Source organism: Roseobacter sp. TSBP12 (assembly GCF_009129705.1).
GTDB classification, from domain to species: domain Bacteria; phylum Pseudomonadota; class Alphaproteobacteria; order Rhodobacterales; family Rhodobacteraceae; genus Celeribacter; species Celeribacter baekdonensis_A.
In genome coordinates, this window is record NZ_PYIB01000022.1 from 11,131 (window position 1) to 34,520 (window position 23,390).

17 protein-coding genes are annotated in these 23,390 nt (G+C 59.4%); all 17 read left to right on the top strand.

The features are described from left to right. Nucleotides 1–58: 58 nt before the first annotated feature. Complete coding sequence (locus C8029_RS05630) at nt 59–2,206, top strand: ABC transporter permease (RefSeq protein WP_074646892.1); 2,148 nt, start codon at nt 59–61, stop codon at nt 2,204–2,206. After that, nucleotides 2,199–3,278 (top strand): SMP-30/gluconolactonase/LRE family protein, encoded by a 1,080-nt coding sequence (locus C8029_RS05635; protein ID WP_074646890.1) that lies wholly within the window; start codon nt 2,199–2,201, stop codon nt 3,276–3,278. The genes C8029_RS05630 and C8029_RS05635 overlap by 8 nt, the downstream gene beginning before the upstream one ends. Before the next feature lie 33 nt (nt 3,279–3,311). Continuing rightward, nucleotides 3,312–4,790, top strand: a complete 1,479-nt coding sequence (locus C8029_RS05640; RefSeq protein WP_226946247.1) for a sugar ABC transporter ATP-binding protein — start codon at nt 3,312–3,314, stop codon at nt 4,788–4,790. Next, a complete protein-coding gene (locus C8029_RS05645; protein WP_074646886.1) occupies nt 4,790–5,770 on the top strand; it encodes a 3-hydroxyacyl-CoA dehydrogenase family protein in 981 nt (326 codons plus the stop codon). Before C8029_RS05640 ends, C8029_RS05645 begins: the two co-directional genes overlap by 1 nt. Before the next feature lie 93 nt (nt 5,771–5,863). Further along, nucleotides 5,864–6,937 (top strand): zinc-dependent alcohol dehydrogenase family protein, encoded by a 1,074-nt coding sequence (locus C8029_RS05650; protein WP_074646884.1) that lies wholly within the window; start codon nt 5,864–5,866, stop codon nt 6,935–6,937. Between the two features lie 116 nt (nt 6,938–7,053). Further along, complete coding sequence (gene dctP / locus C8029_RS05655) at nt 7,054–8,028, top strand: TRAP transporter substrate-binding protein DctP (protein WP_159075139.1); 975 nt, start codon at nt 7,054–7,056, stop codon at nt 8,026–8,028. 75 nt (nt 8,029–8,103) lie between these two features. Beyond that, nucleotides 8,104–8,628, top strand: a complete 525-nt coding sequence (locus tag C8029_RS05660) for a TRAP transporter small permease (RefSeq protein ID WP_074646882.1) — start codon at nt 8,104–8,106, stop codon at nt 8,626–8,628. Continuing rightward, the gene (locus tag C8029_RS05665) at nt 8,625–9,935 is read left to right on the top strand and encodes a TRAP transporter large permease (protein WP_074646881.1); all 1,311 of its coding nucleotides are present in this window, start codon (nt 8,625–8,627) and stop codon (nt 9,933–9,935) included. The genes C8029_RS05660 and C8029_RS05665 overlap by 4 nt, the downstream gene beginning before the upstream one ends. 90 nt (nt 9,936–10,025) lie before the next feature. Continuing rightward, nucleotides 10,026–11,504 (top strand): aldehyde dehydrogenase, encoded by a 1,479-nt coding sequence (locus C8029_RS05670; RefSeq protein WP_074646879.1) that lies wholly within the window; start codon nt 10,026–10,028, stop codon nt 11,502–11,504. Nucleotides 11,505–11,677: 173 nt separating this feature from the next. After that, nucleotides 11,678–13,171: an aldehyde dehydrogenase family protein gene (locus C8029_RS05675; protein WP_226946243.1), complete on the top strand. Its 1,494-nt coding sequence runs from the start codon at nt 11,678–11,680 to the stop codon at nt 13,169–13,171. A gap of 199 nt (nt 13,172–13,370) precedes the next feature. Further along, nucleotides 13,371–15,140 (top strand): thiamine pyrophosphate-binding protein, encoded by a 1,770-nt coding sequence (locus C8029_RS05680; protein WP_083351906.1) that lies wholly within the window; start codon nt 13,371–13,373, stop codon nt 15,138–15,140. A gap of 259 nt (nt 15,141–15,399) precedes the next feature. After that, a complete protein-coding gene (locus C8029_RS05685) occupies nt 15,400–15,924 on the top strand; it encodes a MarR family winged helix-turn-helix transcriptional regulator (protein ID WP_074646876.1) in 525 nt (174 codons plus the stop codon). Between the two features lie 494 nt (nt 15,925–16,418). Next, the gene (locus C8029_RS05690; protein WP_074646874.1) at nt 16,419–17,408 is read left to right on the top strand and encodes a TAXI family TRAP transporter solute-binding subunit; all 990 of its coding nucleotides are present in this window, start codon (nt 16,419–16,421) and stop codon (nt 17,406–17,408) included. A 494-nt stretch (nt 17,409–17,902) separates the two neighbouring features. Further along, nucleotides 17,903–19,813, top strand: coding sequence for a TRAP transporter permease (locus tag C8029_RS05695; protein ID WP_226946244.1), 1,911 nt, complete (start codon nt 17,903–17,905; stop codon nt 19,811–19,813). A gap of 172 nt (nt 19,814–19,985) precedes the next feature. Beyond that, nucleotides 19,986–20,552 carry a putative antibiotic biosynthesis monooxygenase gene (locus C8029_RS05700; RefSeq protein WP_074646871.1) on the top strand — a complete coding sequence of 189 codons (567 nt, stop codon included), beginning with the start codon at nt 19,986–19,988 and terminating at the stop codon, nt 20,550–20,552. Nucleotides 20,553–20,690: 138 nt separating this feature from the next. After that, on the top strand, nt 20,691–21,971 hold the full coding sequence (locus C8029_RS05705; protein WP_074646870.1) for a Rieske 2Fe-2S domain-containing protein: 1,281 nt from the start codon (nt 20,691–20,693) through the stop codon (nt 21,969–21,971). Between the two features lie 131 nt (nt 21,972–22,102). After that, entirely contained in the window at nt 22,103–23,248 is a 1,146-nt protein-coding gene (locus C8029_RS05710; protein WP_074646869.1) for an alpha-hydroxy acid oxidase, read from the top strand. Nucleotides 23,249–23,390 lie beyond the last annotated feature (142 nt).

Consider the following 23,390-nt stretch of genomic DNA (forward strand, 5'->3'; position numbering starts at 1 on the left):
CCCGGACGCGGTCGTATGCCTGTGTGCTGCGGCCGCGCATATCTTCGGAGTAAGTTGAATGAGCGTAAACGAAACGTATCAGCGCTGGCGGTATCGCTATGTCCCGGATCATCTGCTTGGCGAAATTCTGGCCAAGAACTGGGTCGACAACGCGATCCCGGTGCTTTTCCTGGTCCTCGCCATCGCCGTGTTTTCCACGATCATACCGGGGTTCTTCACCATCGGGAGCCTGTCGACGATTGCCCGTGTTCTGGGGGAATACATGTTCATCTGCATCGGCATGACGCTGGTGCTCAAGGCCGGGGGAATCGACCTGAGTGTCGGGTCTAATTTCGCCCTGTGCAATTTCGCCGGGCTCTATCTGGTGAATGCGCTCGGCATGCCGCTGATTGTCGTCATCCCTGCGGTCCTGCTGCTCGGCGGGCTCGTCGGGATGTTGAACGGGCTGCTTATCGGCTACATGCGTCTGCGCGCGTTTTTGACCACATTGGTGACGCTCATCCTGCTGCGCGCCATCGTGGAACTTTTGTCGCTGAACTACGGGGTCCAGGCTTCCTATTCCGACACGGCGGTGCCGGCATGGGATTATCTGGGGCTGGCCAGTGTCATGGGGGTGCCGGTCTCGCTTGTATTTGCCACCATTGTCGCGGTGATGATCCATATCCTGATGACGCGCATGCGCTTCGGCTGGCATTTGAGTGCGGTCGGTGGCTCGCGCCGCTCGGCCTATAATGTGGGTCTGCCGGTCAAGCGGATCGTGGCGCAGACCTATGTGATGTCCGGCGTTCTGACGGCGGCGGGGGCGCTGTTCTATGCCTCGCGCCTCGGCAGCATAGGCGGCTCTGTCGGTGTCGGACTCGAAATTGTGATCCTGACGGCGGCGGTGCTCGGCGGCAACAGCCTTGGCGGTGGCCGTGGGTCTGTGGCCAAGGCCATTATCGGCACGGTGATCGTCGTGCTGGTGACCAATGCGCTGGTGCGGCTCGGGCTGCGCACCGGGACAAGCGAACTCGTTTTGGGGCTGATTCTTCTGGCCGCCGTGGCGATCGACGTCAAATGGGTCAAGAACCGGCTCAAGATCCTGAACCGGGCCTATGTGTCCCCGACCTATTTCGCGCTTCCGCCCTGTCCCGAAACGGTGGAAGGCTCGTCGTCGGTTTACGAGGTCAACGACAGGTTGTCGTCGGCGGAGGCAATCGGTCTGGGCGAGCTCGACGGGCCGGAAGACATTATTCTCGATGAAGACGACAACCTCTATTGCGGCAGCCGTCATGGCGATGTGATCCGGTTCTTTGCCCCGGATTACAAACGGCACGAGGTCTATGTCCATATCGGGGGGCAGCCGCTTGGCATGGCGTTCAATCGGGATCAGGAGCTTGTGGTCTGTGTCGGGGGAATGGGGCTTTACAAAGTCACCAAGGACCGCAAGCCGGTCAAACTTTCGGACGAAACCAACCGCTCGCTGTTCTCGGTGATCGACGATTCCCGTATGCGGCTCGCCGACGATCTCGACATCGCGCCGGACGGTCGGATTTTCTTTTCCGAAGCCACCATCCGCTACGAGATTCACGACTGGATTCTCGATGCGCTGGAATCGCGCGGCAATGGTCGGATCATCTGCTACGACCCGCACGACGGCTCGTCCCGGACCGTTCTGTCGAACCTTCAGTTCCCGAATGGCATCACGATGGTTGGCGACGATGAATCCTTCCTCTTTGCCGAAACCTGGGGCTGTCGGATCAGTCGCTATTGGTACGCGGGCCCGCGCAAGGGGCAGACCGAAGTCGTGATCCCGGATCTGCCGGGCTACCCGGACAATATCAACCGTGCCTCGGACGGGTCCTTCTGGTGTGCCGTCATCGGCATGCGGTCGCCGACATTCGATCTCGCTCAGCGGATGCCACAGTTCCGGCGGCGCATGGTCTACCGCGTGGCGGCGGACGAATGGATGTATCCAAACATGAATGCGGGCTGTCTGTTCAAGTTCAGCCTGGAGGGCGAAATCCTTGATGTGCTGTGGGATCGCGACGGGGTCAAGCACCCCTCGATCACCTCAATGCGCGAACACAAGGGCAGGCTCTATCTCGGGGGGCTCTTCAACGACCGGATCGGGGTTTACGACCTTCCGGGTGCGGACCCCGAGTGGACGGGCATCAAACATTACTGGGGAGACAAGCAAGACAAGGGAGACAAAACCGATGAGTAACATTTTCTCCCGGACACTGGACCGATTTCGGGGCAGCGGCAGCGCGGCCACCACATTGCCCCCGATGGACGGGGCGCTGCGACCGAACACGCGGATCGACGAGGCAGAGGCGCTTGCTTCTCTGGAAGCCCCAGACAACATCCTGTCCACCCCTGATGGCATCTTGCTGTCGAGTCGTGAGCGGTTGCTGCGTCTGACGCCGGAGGGCGGAACCGATGTGATCTGGAGCGCGTCCAGCGACATCACATGCCTTGCAAGCGACGACAGCGGAGCTTTGGCGGTGGGGCTCGACGAGGGTCGGGTGCTCATTCGCGGTGGTCGTCATGACGGCTGGGAGGGGACGCAATTGAACGGCATGCCGATCGTCGCCCCGTCCGCCGCCGTTTTCACCGACCCGGACACACTCCTTTTGTGCCTGGCAAGTCAGGACAACCGGATGGGCGACTGGAAGCTCGACCTGATGACGAAACGGGCTAGCGGCTCTGTCTGGAAACTCGATCTCGCGGCTGGCGCAGCAACCTGCCTGTGCCGGGATCTGGCGTTCCCCTACGGGATCGTGGCGGCCGAGGAGAACAGTGTCATCGTGTCGGAAAGCTGGCGCCATCAAGTGTTGCGGATCGGCGCGGACGGGCGGACCAAGGTCATGCTCGCGGAGCTTCCCGGGTATCCGGGGCGTCTGGTGCGGGACGCGGAGGGAGAGGGCCTGTGGCTCACTCTCTTTGCACCGCGGACGCAGTTGATCGAATTCGTTCTGCGCGAGGACGAATACCGACAGCGCATGATCGCGACCATCGAGCCGGAATACTGGATCGCGCCGTCACTGCATGCTCCGACCTCTTATCTGGAACCGTTGCAAGGCGGCAGTCTCAAGCAACTCGGAGAACTCAAACCATGGGCGCCGTCACGCTCGCTCGGCATCGTGCTGCGTCTGGACCCGGCGGGCCATGCAAAAGAGAGCCTGCATTCCCGCGCAAACGGGGTGCGCCACGGCGTGACCAGTTGTCTGCCGTCCCGTGACGGCCTGCTCATGACGTCCAAGGGCGGCGATGTTGTCGTCCGTGCGAAACTATAGGTGACCACCATGCAGATATCACCACTTATCGAAATGCGATCCGTGACCAAGGAATATCGAGGTATTCCCGCGATCCGGAACGTGGATTTCAAGCTTCTTCCCGGAGAAGTGCATGCGCTGCTGGGCGAGAATGGCGCCGGTAAATCGACGCTGACCAAGATCATGGCGGGCGTCACCCAGGCGACGGCGGGCGAAATGCGGCTCGACGACAAGGCGGTGTCCTTTGCGACACCCGGAGAGGCGCTGGCCGAAGGCGTGGCGATGGTGTTTCAGGAAACCAGCCTCGTCCCCAGCATGACGGTTGCGCAAAATCTTTTTCTCGGGGAGGAAAAGCTCTTCAACCGGCTGCGCGGGATTTACATCGCGGCGCAGCAATTCATGCAGTCGCTGAACTTTCAGGTCGATCCCTGGGCCGATGTGGCGACCCTGGGCGCAGCCAAGAAACAGATGGTGGAGATTGCCCGCGCCGTCCGGCAAAAGGCCCGCGTCATCATTTTCGACGAACCCACCGCGACGCTGACGCCCGAGGAAAAACGGCATTTCTTTGCGCTGGTCCGCGATCTCAAGGCGCGCGGGGTGGCGGTGATCTTCATCACCCATGCGCTCGAAGAGGCGCTGAGCATTGCCGACCGGATCTCGGTCTTGCGTGATGGTGAGCTGGTGATCAGCGACGATGCGGACCGGTTCGACCGCGATATGATCGTTCAGGCGATGGTGGGGCGCAGCCTGTCCGACGAGCTTTACCACAGCCATGGCGAGGACAAGATCCGTCCCCCCGGCCACAAGGTTCTGTCCGTTCAGAACCTGTCGATGTCGAAGATCGTCAAGAACAATTCGTTCTCGGTCTATGGCGGGCAGGTCACCGGCATCTTCGGCCTGATCGGATCGGGGCGCAGCGAAACCGCAAAGGTCGTCTGCGGCATCTATAAACGCGATTTCTTTCACGGCGGCGAGGTGAGGCTTGAGAACAAGCCGGTTCGCTACCGCACGCCCCGGCCCGCGGTGATGGACGGGATCGTTTATGTCACCGAGGACCGCAAGATAGAAGGATTTTATGAAAGCATGTCGATAGCAGAGAATATCCATCGGGCGGCCCAGGCGGCCAATGTAAGCCCGGGCCTCTTCGTGAGCTATGCCGAGATGAAGGCTATGGCGGCGGACTGGAGCGACAAGCTCAACATCAGGGCCATCGATTCCGATGCGAGCGTCATCGAACTGTCCGGCGGCAATCAGCAGAAAGTGGTGATCGCACGGGCGCTTGTCCAAAAGCCGAAAGTCGTGTTTTTCGATGAGCCGACGCGGGGCGTCGATGTCGGGGCGATTTCGGAGATTCACCAGCTGATCAACGATCTGGCCGAACAGGGCATCGCGATTGTGGTGATCTCGTCTTACCTGCCTGAAATCCTGAACCTGTCGGACCGTATTCTGGTGTCGCGGGGCGGGCGCATCGTCGAGGAGTTCACCCCGGAAGAAGCCACAGAGGAACGCATCATGTATGCGGCGGTGCACTGATGGCGTTCGGGTTCGGGACACATCCCCCCGCAGGCGGGCGCATCTGTGTTGTCGGGGCCGGGTTCATGGGCTGCGTGATCGCGACGCTTTATGCGCGACACGGCTATGAGGTCGTGCTCTGCGACAGCCAAACCGCCATGCTCGACAGCTATGCCGAGCGCGCGCGGCCCATTGCCGCGACACTGGCCGACGACACTTTGACGGTCGAGGCCATTCTGGGCCGTGTGAGCACCGAGGCGTCTCTCAAGACGGCGGTGGCCGGTGTCTTCATGGTGCATGAGGTCGTTCAGGAGGTGTTGGAGACCAAGCAGGCGGTGTTCGAAGAGCTGGATCGCCTGTGTCCGCCGGATGTGGTTTTGGCGACAAACACCTCGTCGTTCCTGATCTCGGATATCGCGGCTGGGATGTCGCGGCGGGAGCGGATGGTGGGAATTCATTACATCACGCCAGCGCATATCATTCCGGTGATCGAGATCATCCACAGCGCGTTCACGCCGCCGGAACTGGTCGCATGGGGCCGTGCTTTCGTCCAGAGCATCGACCATGTCGGCGTGGCCTGCCCGGAGCGGCCCGGTTTTCTCATCAACAAGATCCAGTTTGCCATGCTGACGGAAATTTACCGCCTGATGGACGAAGGCCTGGCCAGCCGAGACGATATCGACGCGGCGGTGCGCTTGAGCCTGGGGCCGCGCCTCGCCCTTTGGGGGCCGCTTCTGACCGAGGATCTGATCGTCTCGAAAAAGACCGCGCTGGCCGTGACGGAGTCGCTGTTTCACCAGACGGGAGACGAAAACTACGCGGGACGCAAGGTGCTCCGCGATCTTGTGGATCAGGGCCATCTGGGTGCCGCGACGGGGCAGGGCTGGTACAGGTTCGAAGACGATGTGGACCAAGTCACAGAAGAGCGGGACCGGCAATTGCGCGCGCTCCTCGACTGGTTGCGCGAGGCCGGTCCTGTGGAGCGGCTGAATGTGCGTTGAAACGTGTGATCTGAAATTTCGGAGTGGCGCGCCGCTTGATGGAAAACATGTCCTGAAACCGAGAGTTCAGGATAGAGCATATGGGAGAATGTTATGCGTGGAGTGACCTTTCCGGGGGATCGCAAAGTGGCGATCATGGAATTCGACGATCCGACGCCGGGGCCGGGAGAAGTGGTCATCGAAGTCAAGGCATCGGGGCTGTGCGGAAGCGATCTGCATGGCTACCGGGCCCCTTCGGACGACCGGGCCTTTCGGGAGCTGGCGAAGGGAAAGCCCTATGAGACCATGCGCGACACCGGGCCGAAAATCGCCGGGCACGAACCCTGTGGCGTCGTCGTCGCAATCGGTCCAGGTGTCAGCGATCGTGTCGCCCGCATCGGCCAGAGGGTCATGATCCACCATTATTCCGGCTGTCATGTCTGCGATCAATGCCGGACAGGATGGCCGCAGATGTGCGAGGGCATGGTGCCCGATATCTACGGCTGGACCGCTCATGGGGCGCATGCGCAATACATGAAATGTGCGGCACATACGCTGGTCACCCTGCCTGACGAACTGTCCTTCGAGGCGGGGGCGGCGATTGCCTGCGGTTCGGGCACATCCTATGCGGCGCTGCGAAAAATTCAGCCCAATGCCAGTCATACGGTTGCGATCTTCGGTCAAGGACCGGTCGGCTTGTCGGGCACGCAATTCGCCGCCGCCCTGGGCGCGCGGGTCATTGCGCTGGATGTCAACAAGGAGCGTCTGGAAATGGCTCGACAGTTCGGTGCCGCTGAGACGATCAACCCGGCGGAGGTGGATGCGGTCGAGGCGATCAGGGGACTGACCCATGGACGGGGTGCGCATTTCTCGCTTGAAACCTCGGGCGCGCCGCAGGCCATCGAAGGGGCGACCAAGTGTCTGCGTCTTTGGGGCACGGCGGTTTTCGTCGGTCTTGGCAAGCCGCCCGTGGTCGATTTCGCTTCGGATGTCATCTTTCGGCAGATTTCCTTGCAGGGGTCGTTCACCTTTTCGACGAATATCATGGAGGAATGTGCGATATTCTCGGTTGATCGTGGTGTCGAGGTGGACGCAATCTTTTCGGATCGTTGGACACTCGATCAGGCTGGAAAAGCCTATGAGCTGCTGGACAGGCAGGCCTCGGGAAAAGGTGTGATCGTCTTTTGACGGGGGATCGCGCAAACGCAATGGGCGTTGAATTTCGAGAAGGGCGTAACGCCACTTATCCAGGTCCGAAACGACCGGATACGGCGTCGTCCATCATTAAAACAGGGAGGAAAAACATGAAAACCATTCTGAAAGGCCTTTGCATGTCGGCTGCGTTGATGCCGGTGACGATGGGGGCCATGGCGCAAGATTTGAAAGTCCTGTCGAGCTGGGATCAGAGCTATGCCGCTGTCGGTGAGGTGCTGATGCCGTTTATGGAATATCTTGAGGAGGAAACCACGGCTGACTTGAAGCTTAGCCGCTTCGGGCCGGAAACCATCCCGCCGTTCGAACAATTCAACCCTGTGTCGCAAGGTTTGTTCGACCTGCTGTATACCAATGGCGGCTATCACTATAACGATATCGCGGTCGGCATGTCGCTGGATGCGCTCAGCGGGTCCGCAGAGGAGCTTCACGCCTCCGGCATCTGGGATCTCGCGGATCGTCAATATCAGGAAATGGGCCTGAAACTGATCGCTGTCTTCTATGACAGAAACGGGTTTCACATGGTTCTCAAGGAACCGCTCGGCGATGACGCTCTGGCCGGACGCCGCATTCGCGGCACTCCGCTTTATCATCCGGTGATCGAGGAACTCGGCGGATCTCCGGCGGTGTTGCCTGCACAGGAAATCTACCCTGCGCTGGAACGCGGTGTGGTGGACGGTGCAGGGTGGCCCGCCGTCGGCGCCGTGAACTACCGCTGGTTCGAAGTGGCCGGGTATTTCGTGCGCCCGACCTTCGGGCAGGTGAGCCATATGCTGTTGATGAATCTCGAAACCTGGAACGGGCTCGATGAAACAACGCAATCCGAAATCGAGACGGCCGCGCGGCATTACGAAACGGTCAGCTCCGGGATTTTCGACGATCTCGCAGCCAAGGAAGAGGCCACGCTTGTGGCCGAAGGTATGGAGGCCACGTATTTTCAGGAGGACATCGCCGCCAATCTCAAAAGCGCCTGGTTCGAGGGCGTTCTGGATTTGTCGGCGACCATCAACCCAGAGGACATCGCCGAAATTCGGGACATGGCGGCGCAGGCGAATATCGGTGGCTGAATGCACAAACGAAAGGATCGTTCCCCTGCGGGGACGATCCAAAACCAGAAACAAGGGGTGGTTTCGGAGCTCACTATGAAGAATTTTTTACGACGCGTTTTCAGGGCGCTTCTGTCCGGTCACGATGCCCTGGTCAGTGCCGGGTTCTGGCTGGGCTCTCTGGCGCTCATGTCCATCGTGGTGATTTTCGCCTATGAGGTTGTGATGCGATATTTTTTCGACGCTCCGACGAAATGGGCGAGCGATTTCGTGTCTTTCCTGCTTCTAATTTCCGTTTTCCTCATTATCCCGCATGTGACACGCCTCGAAGGCAATGTCTCGGTTTCGATCCTGCTCGATCTTCTGGGGGAGCGCAGCTCCGAGGTTCTGCGGCGTCTGGGATTTGCGGTCGGGGCGGCTGTCTGCCTCTGGGTCGGATATATCTTTTGGCAGGAAACACATCGCCTGTTCCTGCGCGGTACGGTCACGCTGACGACGGTTCCGGTGCCGAAATGGACGCTCTATGCCTTCATCCTGTTCGGGATGCTCAATTCCGGGGTGTATTTTTTGCGACAGGCGCTGGGTGACAGCTTTCATGGCGTGAAAGGGGCGGGCAAATGATCGAGGGAATTCCTGCTGTTCTCGCCGGCGTCGGCCTGTTGTTGCTTGCCATGTTCAGTGGCATGCCGGTGTTCGTGGCCTTTCTTGTGGTCAATCTCGGGGCGACGGTTCTTTTGCTGGGCCCCGCAGGGTTCGGGATGTTCTCGGGCAGTTTCTTTGAAACCGCAACAAGCTCCTCTCTGGTGACCATTCCGCTCTTTATTCTGATGGGCGAACTGCTCTTTCGCAGCCGAGCGGTCGAGGTTCTGTTCCAGTCCATCGACACGCTGGTCGGGCGTGTTCGGGGGAGGCAATATATCCTGTCGATTGTGCTCGCCACCGTGTTTAGCACGCTGTCAGGCGCGGCCATGGGGGTTGCTGCGATGCTCGGACGTTCGCTGTTGCCCGGCATGATTTCACGGGGCTACGACGCGCGCCTGTCGATCGGGACCATCCTTGCCGGGGCCAGCCTTGCGCCGCTGATCCCGCCCAGTGTTCTTGTGATCATCATCGGCACCCTGTCCGGGGTCTCCATCGCGGGTCTTCTGATTGCGGGGATCGTTCCGGGTCTGATGTTTGCCTCGCTGTTTGCCGCCTATGTGTTCTTTCGGATATGGCGCAATCCAGAACTGGCGCCGATGACGGAAGATGCGACCCGTCGGGCGAGTGCCAGAGAGGTTGTGCTGGCGCTGCTCAAACTGCTGCCGTTCAGCATCATCATCCTTTTGGTGATGGGGCTTATCCTTATGGGTGTTGCCACGCCCACCGAAGCGGGGGCCATGGGGGTTCTGGGGGCTTTGATCACGGCTGCGATTTACCGGAACCTGAGTGTAAGGATGGTGGCGGAATCCCTGGGGGCCTCTGCGCAAGTGTCCGCGATGATCCTCATCGTCATGGCAAGTTCCAAGCTGTTCAGTCAGCTTCTGGCCTTCTCGGGCGGGGCGACGGCTTTGACGGAATGGATCGTCGCTCTGGAAGTGTCGTCCTGGACCATGCTGATCCTGCTGATGGTGCTGCCCTTTGTTCTGTGTATGTTCGTCGACCAGATCGCGCTGATGCTCATCGTCATCCCGATCTACCTGCCTATCATCGAGACCTTCCACTACGACCCGATCTGGTTTTGGCTTCTGTTCCTAGTGAACATCACGGTCGGCGGTATGACCCCGCCCTTCGGATATACGCTGTTCGCCCTGAAAAGCGCGTGGGGAGAGGGCTCTCTCTCGACAGTCTTTCGCGCTGCCTGGCCGTTTGTTGCGCTGTTCGTCTTGGGCATGGTCCTACTCGCGTTGATGCCGGGCCTGACGACCTTTGTTCCCTCCCTAATTTGAGGGGCGGACATCCAACCACCACAACCGGGCCGACAAAGTGAAACGGGCCAGAAAAGACAAACGGGATGGAGTATGACAATGGAAAATAGCATGAAGAAATATCAGGTGTTCATCGGAAACGCATGGAAGGACAGCGCCTCGGGCGAGAGCTTTCAGAGCTATAATCCCTTTACCGGAGACCCCTGGGCCGAGATTCCGAAATGCGATGCGCGCGATGTCGATGAGGCTGTGGAGGCGGCACATGACGTGCTCTATCACGGTGCATGGGGAAAACTTTCGGCCACGGAACGGGGCGCCTTGTTGCGCAAACTCGGCGATCTCGTGGCACGGGACGCCGACAGTCTCACGGCTGTCGAGGTGCGCGACAACGGAAAGCTGCGGGCCGAGATTGAGGGGCAAGTGCGGGGAATCTCGCAATGGCTCTATTTCTATGGCGGCCTTGCGGACAAGATCAACGGCGCTGTCATTCCGATCAACAAGCCGAACACCTTTACCTACACCCTGCGCGAGCCCGTGGGGGTCGTCGCGGCAATTGTGCCGTGGAATTCCCCGCTCATGTTGATGGTCTGGAAACTGGCACCGGCGCTGGCCGCCGGATGCACTCTGGTGATCAAACCGTCGGAACACACCTCGGCCTCGGCCCTCGAATTCGCGGCTCTGGTGCGTGAGGCGGGCTTCCCCGAAGGCGTGGTCAATGTGGTGACGGGATTCGGTCAGGATGTAGGCGACCGGCTGACGACCCATCCGAAAGTGGCCAAGGTTGCTTTCACCGGCGGGGAGACCGCCGGGCAGAAGATCATGGAAAATGCCGCCGCCACCTTCAAGCGGCTGACGCTGGAACTCGGGGGGAAATCCGCGCAGATCGTGTTCCCCGATGCCGATCTCGATGCTGCTGTTTCCGGAGGGATCGCCGGGATTTTCGCCGCGACGGGACAGACCTGTATCGCGGGTTCGCGTCTTCTGGTGCATGAGAGCATTTACGAGGCCTATCTCGACAAATTCGTCGCCTCTGCAAAAACGGCGCGAATGGGCGATCCCATGGAAATGACGACGCAGGTCGGTCCGGTGACCACGCAGCCACAGCTCGACCGGATCGTGTCATATATCGAGATCGCGAAATCCGAGGGCGCGCGCTGCGTTCTGGGCGGGGCGCTTGCCCAGAAGCCGGAATGCGGAAACGGCTGGTTCGTCGAGCCGACGGTCTTTGCGGATGTCCGCAACGATATGCGGATCGCGCAGGAGGAAGTCTTCGGGCCGGTGGTTTCTCTCATCTCCTTCAGGGACGACGAAGAGGCCTATGAGATCGCCAATGACACGGACTACGGGCTCGCGGCCGGTGTCTGGACCTCCAGTATCAAACGCGCGACTGTGGCTCCGAAACGGCTGCGGGCTGGCACGGTCTGGGTCAACACCTACCGGGCTGCCAGTTTCCTCATGCCGTTCGGCGGTGTGAAGGCGTCGGGGTTCGGGCGGGAAAACGGGATCGAGGCCATCGACCAGTATCTCGAAACCAAATCCGTCTGGCTGTCCTATGAGGCAGAGACGAAAAACCCCTTTGTGATGCAATAACATCGGTCCGATGAGAGGCCCGCGCAGGCCTTCGAAGACGAAGCCATAAAGCGTTGGCCGTCTTCGCAAAACGCACAAAAGAGAGCTTTGGCCGGGTGTTTTCGACAGGCTCGGTCGCTTGACAATTATTAGACATCTAAGCTAATTGTCGGAAAAATACGGGAGGAATAATCTTGTCGCACAGTTTGAACCCAGAGATCGCACAGGAGATCGCACAGGCGCTGCCGAAACATACCGATCTGTATTTCGGCGGAGGCTGGCACGCGCCTGGCAACGGCACTTATGACGATACGATGAATCCGGCCAACGGACAGTCGCTCGGGGCTGTGGCCACGGCGGGCAAGGCCGATGTCGATGCGGCTGTCGCCGCCGCACATCAGGGGTTTCTCGAATGGCGCGACGTGCTGCCGCTGGAGCGCAGCCGCATTCTCAAGGAAATCGCCGCGCTTCTGCGCAAACACGGCGATGAGCTGGCGATGATCGACGCGGCCAATTGCGGCAATCCCTATACGGAAATGCGTGGCGATGCGGCGATTGCGGCGGCGCAGATGGACTTCTTTGCCGGTCTCGTGACCGAGATGAAGGGCGATACCATCCCGATGGGGCCGGATCGTGTGAACATGACCCTGCGCCAACCCCTGGGGGTCGTGGCCCGCATCCTGGCTTTCAACCATCCGTTCATGTTCTGCGGCGGCAAAATGGCGGCCCCGCTGGCGGCGGGCAATGCTGTCATCATCAAACCGCCGGTTCAGGCTCCTTTGTCGGCGCTGCGCCTGGCCGAGATCGTCGACGGGCTGATGCCGAAAGGTGTGTTCAGCGTGCTGCCCGGCGGCACCGAGGCCGGGGCCGCGCTGGCCGAGCATCCCGATGTCGCCAAGGTGACGCTGATCGGATCGGTGCCCGCAGGCCGCGCGGTGATGCGCAGCGCCAGTGCCACGGTCAAACCGGTTCTTCTCGAACTCGGGGGCAAGAACGCGCTCATCGCCTATGCCGACAGCCATCCCGAAAAGATCGCCGATGCGATTGTGGCGGGGATGAATTTCGGCTGGTGCGGACAGTCCTGCGGCTCGACCAGCCGGGCCTTCCTGCATGAGGATATTCACGACGAGGTGCTGTCCTTCCTGTCCGAGAAAATCGCGCGGTATCAGCCGGGGATTCCGACCGACCCGGACACCACGATGGGGGCCATCGTCAGTCGGGATCAGTTCGACCGGGTGATGGGCTATATCGAAAGCGCCAAAAGCGAAGGGGCACGGGCCGTCACAGGCGGATATGCCGTCACCGATGGCGCCCTGGCCAAGGGTTGTTTCGTCGCGCCGACGATTTTCGCGGATGTGACGCCGGAGATGCGTATCGCCCGCGAAGAGATTTTCGGGCCGGTTCTGGCGGTTCGGAAATGGAGCGATGAGGACGAGATGCTGCGTGAGGTCAACGGGCTCGAACTGGGTCTGACCTGCGCGATCTGGACGCGCGATCTCGTCACGGCACACCGTGCGGCAGCACAGGTCGAGGCGGGATTTGTCTGGATCAATGAAGTCGGTCGCCATTTCCTCGGCGCGCCCTTCGGCGGTGTCAAGCAATCCGGGATTGGCCGGGAAGAGGGGATCGGGGAGTTGATTTCCTTCACCCATGAAAAGAACGTCCATATCAACCTGTCCGGGCAATGAATCAGGGCAGTGAAATGAGATGCGACAAGACCCGCGCCTGTCGGCCCGGGTCTGAGGCCATTCCATCCGCGCAGGCCTGAAAGAGGGCCTGACAAACTGCCGCATCGCGGGGTCATGTCTGATGGATCGAAAGAGCAATGGCGCAAAAACCGCACTGCGCGCCAGCTTTGCAAACGAAATGAAAGAAACGGAACGCACAATGAAAGACCGGAACACGACAGATGTCGAAATGCCTGTGACCTCTGAGGACACCGGGGTCTGGGGCAGTGATATCTTTGCCGAGATGCTGCGCGGACTTGGTGTCAAATATGTTGCACTGAACCCCGGATCGAGCTTTCGCGGGCTGCACGACAGTCTGGTGAACAAGCTCGGCAATCGCGATCCGCAGATGTTGTTGTGCCTGCACGAAGAACATGCGGTGGCGATCGCGCATGGCTATGCCAAGGTGACGGGAGAGCCGCTGGCCGTGATCCTGCACAGCAACGTGGGCCTGATGCACGGGAGCATGTCGATTTTCAACGCCTGGTGCGACCGCGTTCCGATGCTGGTCTATGGCGCGACGGGGCCGGTGGATGCAGCGCTGCGCCGGCCATGGATCGATTGGTTGCACACCTGCCGCGATCAGGGCGCGCTGATCCGCAATTATGTGAAATGGGACGATCAGCCCGGCTCGATGGAGGCGGCGCTCGAATCTATGCTGCGCGCCGATGTGATCGCACGGACGGAGCCGACCGGACCGACCTATGTCAGTTTCGATGTGTCAATTCAGGAAAAGAAACATGCCGAGGCCCCCGCCTTGCCTGATTTTTCCCGCTTTAGTCCGCCACTCCCGGCGGCGCCTTCCGCCGAAGGAGTGGCGCAGGCGGCCACGCTTTTGAAACAGGCGAAAAGGCCGGTTGTTCTGGCTGGGCGCGTCTCGCGCGACCCTGCGGACTGGGCGCGGCGCGTGGCACTGGTCGAGGCGTTGGGGGCTGAGGTTCTGACCGATATTCGCATCGGTGCGTCCTTCCCGACCGATCATCCGCAGCATCGCGGCAAGCCGTCCTTTTTCATCGACGATGTTTCGGGCGAGGTTCTGCGTCAGGCGGATGTTATTCTGAGCCTCGATTGGCTCGATCTCGCCGGAACGCTGAAACTGGCTGGCAAGCTGGAGGCCAGGGTGATTCAGGCATCGCTCGATCACCAGCTGCACAATGGCTGGGGCATGGAGCATCAGGCGCTTCCGGCACTGGACCTGCATCTCGCCTGTACGCCGGATGTTGCCACCCATGCCCTCGCCGATGCGCTGGGTGTCGGGGCCGGGGACGCGCCGACGGACCTGCCGGTCAAACCTGCGTTCGATGCACCTGCGGAGGAAACGCCGCTCGACATCATGACGCTGGCGGGCGCGCTCGGTCAGGGGCTCGACGGCATCTGTGCCAGCATGGTGCGCCTGCCGCTCGGCTGGGCCGGAGAAAGCTGGCATTTCCGTCATCCGCTCGATTTTCTGGGCTATGACGGCGGCGGCGGTATCGGTTCGGGGCCGGGGATGCTGATCGGTGCGGCGCTGGCGCTCAAGGACAGCGACCGCCTGCCGGTTGCGGTGCTGGGCGATGGCGATTTCATGATGGCGGCCTCGGCCTTCTGGACGGCGGCGCATTACGGCACGCCCTTCCTGGCGGTGGTGTCCAACAACCAGTCGTTCTACAATGACGAGGTGCATCAGGAACGTGTCGCCGTGGAGCGCAACCGTCCGGTCGAGAACAAATGGATCGGCCAGCGGATCGGCGATCCCGATATCGACATCGCGGCCGTTGCGCGGGCGCAGGGCTGTGAGGGGATCGGGCCGGTGTCGACCGCGGGCGAGCTTGTGGAGGCGGTGCGCAAGGGCATCGAGATGGTCAAGGCGGGCAAAAGCGTCGTGATCGACGCCCATGTGCAGCCGGGCTACAACCCGAATATGGTCGCTGGTCTGACCCGGAGCGAGTGAGCGGTTCTCAAGACTGGCTTGCGGTCGGACGGTCGCAAGGGAGGTCTGGTTCGTATCCGGGCCAGCCTCCGCCAAATAAACCATCGGAAATATCGAGGCGAAAATCAGGGTGAGATCAGTCCCGGATTAACGCCTTGATCCGTATGGCGCAGAAGCGATTGTACCTGTTTCCCCAGGGATACGGGTTCTGAAGCTGTGCCGATCTGCTGTGGCATTTGATACACTTGGCAAAGCCTGATAATTTTGCTTTGTATAGCGTATGACAGATCAATCCACATGCACCGAAGACCTGAACGACCTGCCGGAGGCGGATGAGCGTCTCGCCCGATTGGTGCGACTGGCGGCCCGCGGCTTTAACCGTTCTCTGCAAATGCGACTTGCGACGCAGAATGTAACATTCGGGCAGTGGATTTTCTTTCGTATCCTCTGGCAGGAGGACGGTCTGTCGCAGCGTGAGTTGAGCGATCGCGCACATCTGACGGAGCCGACAGCGCATAGTGCCCTGACGAAAATGGAAGAGTTGGGGTATATCGTTCGGCGCAACATCGAGGGAAACCGGCGTCGACAGCATGCGTTTTTGACGGAACGGGGCTGGCAGTTGCGGGGGCTGCTTGAACCGCTTGCAATCGAGGCAAACGAGGTTGCGGTAGAAGGGCTGACCAAGGATGAACAAATTAACCTGAAGCGCAGTCTCGCGAAAATGATCAGGAACCTCGAACAGGATGAGAAAGACGCTGTGCGTCGGGGGATTCGGGTCCCTCCGACCAAGGGAATGGGCGTCTGACCAGGACCTGACAAACTTTCAAAGATCAATCTGCGACACGGTTTGATTTCAAACAAGCAACATTGCCGTGTTGCGTGAAAGCTACCGATTTTCCAGAATTTATGACGCAGATATCTTGCGATATTTTCGACAAGGCCCGAGGCCGAGTGCGTGTTGCGGCAATCACGATTTTTTTTGTTACCTTAGGCGGGATACATGCACCGGGGGGGGGCTGTACCTTCTGGGATTGCTTCCCTTTCTGTTTGCCTGGGTGCCCGGAACTTTATGATCTTTCAGCATTTTGACTTCATTAAGTTAACATAGATTCAAATGATAGGTTCATGCTTTTCGGGCGCGAAAAAAGGCATTTTTCTGACGATCTGAAGCTAGTTCCCTATTTGCTTGTGTAACTATTGACGGACCATGTGGGTGTATCTATAAGTAAGAAGATAGATATCTAAGACTATGGAGGAGGCTTGGATATCGCGACTGCTAAAAATTTAAAGGGAGGAAAAATGAAACACAAATTGACCACTTTTTTCGCTGCGATCGGCATTTGTGCGATCGGGAACTCTGCGGTTGCGGACAGCGTCAACGTGACGCTTTCGGGGGGTAACCCGTCCGGGCTTTGGTCCTTGCTTGGGGCCGGTGTGGACCGGGCCGTCAAAGCTAGCGATCCTGATGGTGTCGTGACCTATCAGGCGACCGGCGGCGGTTTTGCCAATATCGGTCTGCTTGCTGCCGACAGAACGGATCTTGGTCTTGCGCACGATGCTGAGATCAAGCTGGCGCTGTCCGGTGAAGAGCCGTTCCGCGAACCGATCACCAATCTTCAGGCCATCGGTTACATGTATAACTGGGCGCCGATGCATTTCTTTCTGAAGAAATCCATCGCCGATGAATACGATATCGACAGCCTTGACGATCTTGCGAAAGCCGATGTGGGCATTCGTGTCGCCATGAACAACTCGGGCAATGTGACGGCCAACATGACCGCTTTCATGCTGGACGCTGCTGGCTTTGACGAAGAGACGATCAAGGAAAACGGCGGCACAGTCGTGCGCGGTGGGTCCGCGCAACAGGTTGACCTGCTAGCCGATGGTCGCACGGATATGGTGATCAACGGGATTTTCGTTGGCCATTCGTCTTTCCTCAGTGTCGACAAGAACAACGACGTCGTTCTGTTGACTGTTCCTCAGGATGTTATTGAAAAAACAAATGAAAAATTCGGCACGGGACCCTACACGATCCCTGCCGGGAGCTATACGCATCAGGCGGATGAGGTACAGACCGTCGCACTCGGGGCCCTGCTGGTCACATCTGACGCTTTGGAGGAAGAGACGGGCTATGCGATTGCTCATAGCATTGTCGATAACATGGACCAGATCCGCTCCGTGCACAGCGCGATGCAGATGCTGACACCGGAACTGCTGGTTTCGCAAGAGACACTTCCGTTCCATCCGGGCGCGGAGCGCGCCTACAAGGAACTTGGGCTGATCGAATAAGATCAACGTATAAACCAGGTCGGCGCGCGGGGCCATGTGCGCCGACTTTTCCGATGAGGTTCGAGGATATCTGTGACTTGCTAGGGCGACGCGAAACGCATGTCGGCCATCGGGTTATGGTTTTGGCGTTATACGTAAATACGCATGATTGCGCCATTAAATATAGATATCTAAGATAATTGTAGTGTTCACGCTGCGAAAAGTGCCATGCGGGAGATGCACATATCCCGCTTTGTGGGCATCATCATGAAGAAAAGGGAGGAAAAGATGGAAGTATCTAGGACGGCCTTCAAATCTGACATGAATATATTTGGCTGCTCGGGCCAGAGGGTCATGTCCGAGCGCGTAGTGTCGGGGCAGGGAGGCTTGGCAAAGGACGGATTCTTTCACAACACTGCCGCACAACCCCTGCTCGACGCCCGATGCCCGGTGATGGGCTTTGGCGCGGATCGACAGATGCACGATACACATATGACACGCGGGGCGGTGGCACTATGAACATTCCCTCGCTTACCGAAACCGGCCGTCGCCGGAAGCTTGCTTCCACCATGCGAACGGTTGTCATCGTTCTCGCGGCCGCTTTCGCGCTATGGGTTATCTATGCGAACCTTTTCGTTATTTCCGACCCGCTGATCCTCGGCATCCTGTTCATTTCGGGCATCTTCACAATTCTCTTTCTGGCCATCGGAGCGACGGCCAGAGCCCCGGATGACGTCCCGATTTACGATTGGATATTCTCCGCATTGAGTCTTGCCTGCGGCATCTATTTTTACGTCAATGCCGGGGTCGTCGCCGATCGTATCAGCCTGCTCGACCAGTTTACGCCCGATCAGCTCTTCTTTGGCTCTTCCCTGTTGTTCCTGACGCTTGAGGCGACCCGGCGCACGACAGGCCTCGGTCTGACCGGCGTGGTTTTGCTGTTCCTGATCTACAACCTGTTCGGATATCTGCTGCCGCCGCCCTTCGGGCACCGGGTCAGCGAGTTCAGCTATCTCCTCGACGTTCTCGTGTTCACGACCGATGGTCTGTTCGGTGTGCCGATCCAGGTTGTGGCCAGCTATGTGTTCCTGTTCGTGATGTTCGGAACCTTTCTGTCCAAGGCCGGTGGGGGTGATTTCTTTTTCAACCTCGCTTCTCTGGTCACCGGGCGTGCACGGGGCGGCCCGGCCAAGATCGCTATCATTTCTTCGGGTCTCTACGGCACCATGTCGGGCAGCCCGACCTCGGATGTCGTCGCGACGGGCTCGATCACCATCCCGGTGATGAAACGCCTGGGCTACAGCGCGCGTTTTGCCGGTGCGGTGGAAGTTGCTGCGTCAACCGGCGGCAGCGCCATGCCTCCGATCATGGGCTCGGCAGCCTTCATCATGGCCGAGTATTCCGGGATTTCCTACAATGAGATCGTTTTCGCGGCCCTGTTGCCCGCTTTGATCTACTATGGTGGGGTGTTCTCTCAGGTGCACCTGCGGGCCGTGCGGCTCGATCTGCGTCCTTCCGAGGATGAGGTCCCGTCCGTTGCGGACACTTTCAGAACCGGCTGGGTTTTCCTTTTGCCGATCATCGGCATCGTGGTCGCGCTGATGTTGGGATATTCCCCGACGTTCACGGCGGGCGTCGGTGTGGTGGCGACCATTCTGGCCTCGCTGATCCTGAAAGAGACCCGTATGACGCCCTGGCAAATTCTGGAAGGGCTCGGAACGACGACGCTGCAGATCCTGCCCGTGGCAGGGGCCTGTGCGGCGGCCGGTCTCGTGATCGGCGGTCTCTCGATGACCGGGCTCGGTATGAAATCCGCCAATGTCATCCTGGAACTCAGCAACGGTCAGCCGATCCTGACTTTGGTGATCGCAGCTGCCGTGACCATCGTTCTCGGTCTGGGTATGCCGACACCGAGCGCCTACATCCTTGCTGCGGTTCTCGTTGGGCCTGCTCTGGCCAAGCTCGGGTTTCCCGTGCTTCCCAGCCAGATGTTCCTGCTCTACTACGCAATCCTGTCGGCTCTGACACCGCCGATTGCCGTGGCTGCGATTGCGGCTTCCGCGATTGCCGATGAAGACCCGTTCAAGATTGCCTTCTCCGCTGTTCGGCTGGCTGTAATCGGTTTCCTTCTGCCGTTCGCCTTCGTGTGGAACCCGGCGATCCTGTTGATGTCCGATCCTTTGATCAACACGCTTGCCATCGTCGGTGCGGTCTCTGCGACGCTTGCAATCGCCTGTTCTTTGGAGGGGATGGTCAAAACGGACCTGAGCACTCTGGAACGTTTGCTGCTGACGATCGGAGCCGTTGGCGCCGTGAGCCCTTTCCCGCTTCTGGCTGTGGCAAGCATTGCCTTGGTCATTGCTGTACTCGGGCGACAGTTCTTCTTTTCCACTCCGGTCGCGGCCGGCGGGAAGGAAGAGACCTGAGACCGGCATATTCTCAGAAGAAAGTGGCCACCCTGTCAGGGTGGCCACAACATTTTAAGGCGTTTCGGAATGCAGGCATGGCGCATGCCCATGACGAAACGTTGTGTAAAAGTCGTATGATGCAATGATTATGAGACTTTCCGTGCATGATACGCCGTCTGCAGGGGGAAAAATGTCCGCAAATACCAAGAGCGCAAACAAGCGTGAGGCCGGGAGTGTCTCGGGGTTCACCCTGTCTTTCGGTGTCGCGCCGGATCGCGCGGCTCCTGTCGCACAAATTTGCCGTGATGTTGTCGCTGCGGATGTTTCCCGCCACCCCTTGGTGTCCTTTCTGCAATTTGCCGAGCAACGGGGCGCCGAGCGGCATGGTTTTTCCATCAGTGCCCGTGGATGCCGTCTTGTTGCCGAGATGCCGGAGTTGCCTGAACGTCTGGCGCAGGCCATCAGGAGCCGGATGGCGTCGATGCCGGAGACTCCGCCGCTCGATATAGAGATCGCGTATCTGAGCGCAGACAAAGACAAACCGCCGCGTCCGGCACCGGTCTGGAAGCGTTGGGCGCTCAGTATGATTGGCGTTTATCCCTTGCTGGTGGCTTTGTTCTATTTGCTGCAACCGATCACGGCGCAGCTGCCGGTGCCGGGGGCGTTGTTTCTGGTTGCTCTGGTGTTGACTGGGCTAAACACAGGTTACGTCCTGCCGTTCCTGAACCGGCGTCTGGGGGGTTGGCTTTCGCGGTAAACCTGATACCGCTGGCGTCGAAAATGCTGTCGCCGCGCACATGTTTTATACTGCGCAGGTTGTTGACAGAATAAACTTAGATAACTAAGATTGATGCGAGTTCTGAAAATTGATTCATCGTCGTATGGAGGAGGTCATATGCTAACACCCGAAGAGAATGAACTGCTGACCCGCGTGACGGGAGATGCACCGATGGCGCAACTCATGCGTCAGCACTGGACACCTGTCTGTCTGATCGAAGAGGTGGCAGAGCCCGATGGAAAGCCGCTTCGGGTCGAGGTGCTGGGTGAAAGCTATGTCGCTTTTCGTGACACCAATGGTCGGCTTGGCATGCTTGACGAGCTCTGCCCGCACCGCAAAGCCTCGCTGGTCTATGGCCGCAACGAGGAATGCGGTCTGCGGTGCCTGTACCACGGCTGGAAAATGGATGTGGACGGCAACGTAGTGGCGATGTCCTCCGAGCCCGAGGGCAGCCCGCTCATGGACAAGGTCAAACAGCGCTCCTATCCGGTGCGTGAATGGGGTGGCTTCGTCTGGGCCTGGCTCGGCGACAAGGATGAGATGCCCGAATTCCAACCGCCGGCTTTTGCCCCGACGGAGGACACCCCGGTCGCAATCCTTAAAATTCGCGTTCCGGCCAACTGGGCACAGATTCATGAAGGTCAGATCGACAGTGCGCATTCGTCTTCGCTGCACTCGTCCACTATGGTTCCTGCCCGGGTCGAAGGCGCCGCGGCCGATGACAAATCCTGGTACCGGCCCTCGACCGACAAGGCACCGCGGATGCAGACCGAAACCACCAGCTACGGGTTTCACTATGCGGCGATCCGCAAGCCGATCAAGAATGCGGCGACGCATCATTACCTGCGCATCACCGAATTCATCGCGCCCTATTACTCGCTGATCCCGCCGAACAACAACTACAAGGTGGCCAGCGTGATCGTGCCGATCAACGACGATGAAACGGCCTTCCACTTCCTCGCTTTCGGGGGTCCGAACGTGCCATCGACCGAGGAATGGCGCAAATTCGCCCATGCCGTTCCCGGCGTGGATGTGGATCACAAATGGCGGACGCTTCGGACGCTCGAGAACGACTTCCTGCAGGATCGCGAGCGGATGAAAGAGGGTCACTTCACGGGTGTCGACGGTATCCCGAACGAGGATATTGTGATGTGGGTGTCGATGGGCAGCCGCGTGCAGCGCCACACCGACGTGTTGGGCGCCTCGGATCTTGCGATCGTCGAGTTTCGCCGTCTAATGGCGGATGCGGCCAAGAAGGTTGCCGAGGGCGGAGAAGCTATCGGCACTGGTTCCGAGGTCCCGCAAGCCAAGATCGCCTCTCATGAGGGGGTTTACCCGAAAGAGGTCGACTGGCGCACACTCGTCGATACGTCCGGAGCCACAGAGGCCGCCGAGTAATCATTGATCATATTTCTCCCCAATTCGCCCGGCTTTCTTGTCGGGCGGATTTTTATGTATATCCGAACCGCGCGGTACGCCCGGCGGCGGAGTTGTAATCCCGAGATATGAGATACACCGGAAACCAGGCCATGAAGGCCATAAATATCGACGATCTGCGCTGCCGCGCGCAGGCCCGACTGCCCGCTGTCGTGTTCGATTATCTGGATGGCGCTGCCGAAGACGAGATCACGCTTCGGGCCAACCGGCAGGCTTTCGAGCGCATTCATCTGCAGCCCCGCATTCTTTCGGGTGGGGATGTTGATCTGACGACGAAGATTTTCGGCCAGCGCTATTCCACCCCCTTACTGATCGGCCCCACCGGATTGAACGGGCTTTACTGGCCGCAAGGGGATGTGCATCTGGCGCGTGCGGCGGATGAGGCAGGGATTGGTTTCGCGCTGTCCACGGCGTCGAACACCTCCATGGAAGAGATCGCCAGACAGGGCTCCGCACCGCAGTGGTTTCAGCTTTACCCATGGGGTAAGCCCGATTTTTCAAAAGCACTGATCGATCGTGCCGCCGCCGCCGGATATTCCGCACTGATGATCACGGTGGATTCGCTGGTCGGCGGAAAGCGTGAGCGTGACCTGAGACATGGGTTCTCACATGAAATCAAAATGAGTGCTCCGATCCTTCTCGACGGTTTGATGCACCCGAGATGGCTGACGTCCGTATGGCTGGGTAAACACCGGCCCCGGTTCGAAAACCTGACGGCGTTTCTGGGGGAGGGGGCCAGCGACAAGGAGTTGGCGGACTTCACCCGCTCGCAGCGCAATCCGAATTTCTCATGGGACGATGTGCGACGTATCCGAAAACAGTGGAGCGGACCGCTTCTGATCAAAGGAGTGATGTGTGCCGCCGATGCCTTGCGGGCGCGCGATGAGGGGGTGGACGGTGTGGTGGTCTCAAACCACGGGGGACGCCAGCTTGACGGAGCGCCTGCGACGCTGTCGGTTCTCGAAGAGATCGCGGATCGGTTGGGCGATAGCGCGACCGTGTTGCTCGATGGCGGGATACGGCGGGGCAGCGATGTCGTGAAGGCGCTTGCGCTGGGAGCGCAGGGCGTTCTTCTGGGACGTGCTCCGCTTTACGGTCTGGCGGCTGGCGGGCATGTCGGGGTTGCGCGGGCGCTGTCGATTCTTGAGGAAGAAATACGCCGAACCATGATTTTTACCGGCTGTCGCAGGCCGCAGGACTTGGATCGCCGGGTGCTTGTGGGCTCTGAGATGCGGTGATGCCTACTGGTGGCCAGATGAAATGGCCGGGACGGATTTATCTGAGCCAAAACACTGGACGAACAAGGGGTTCGAATGTTGACTTCATCAACTTAGCTATCTAAGTTGATGGGGTGCTGCGAACAGATCGGGAGGATTTTAT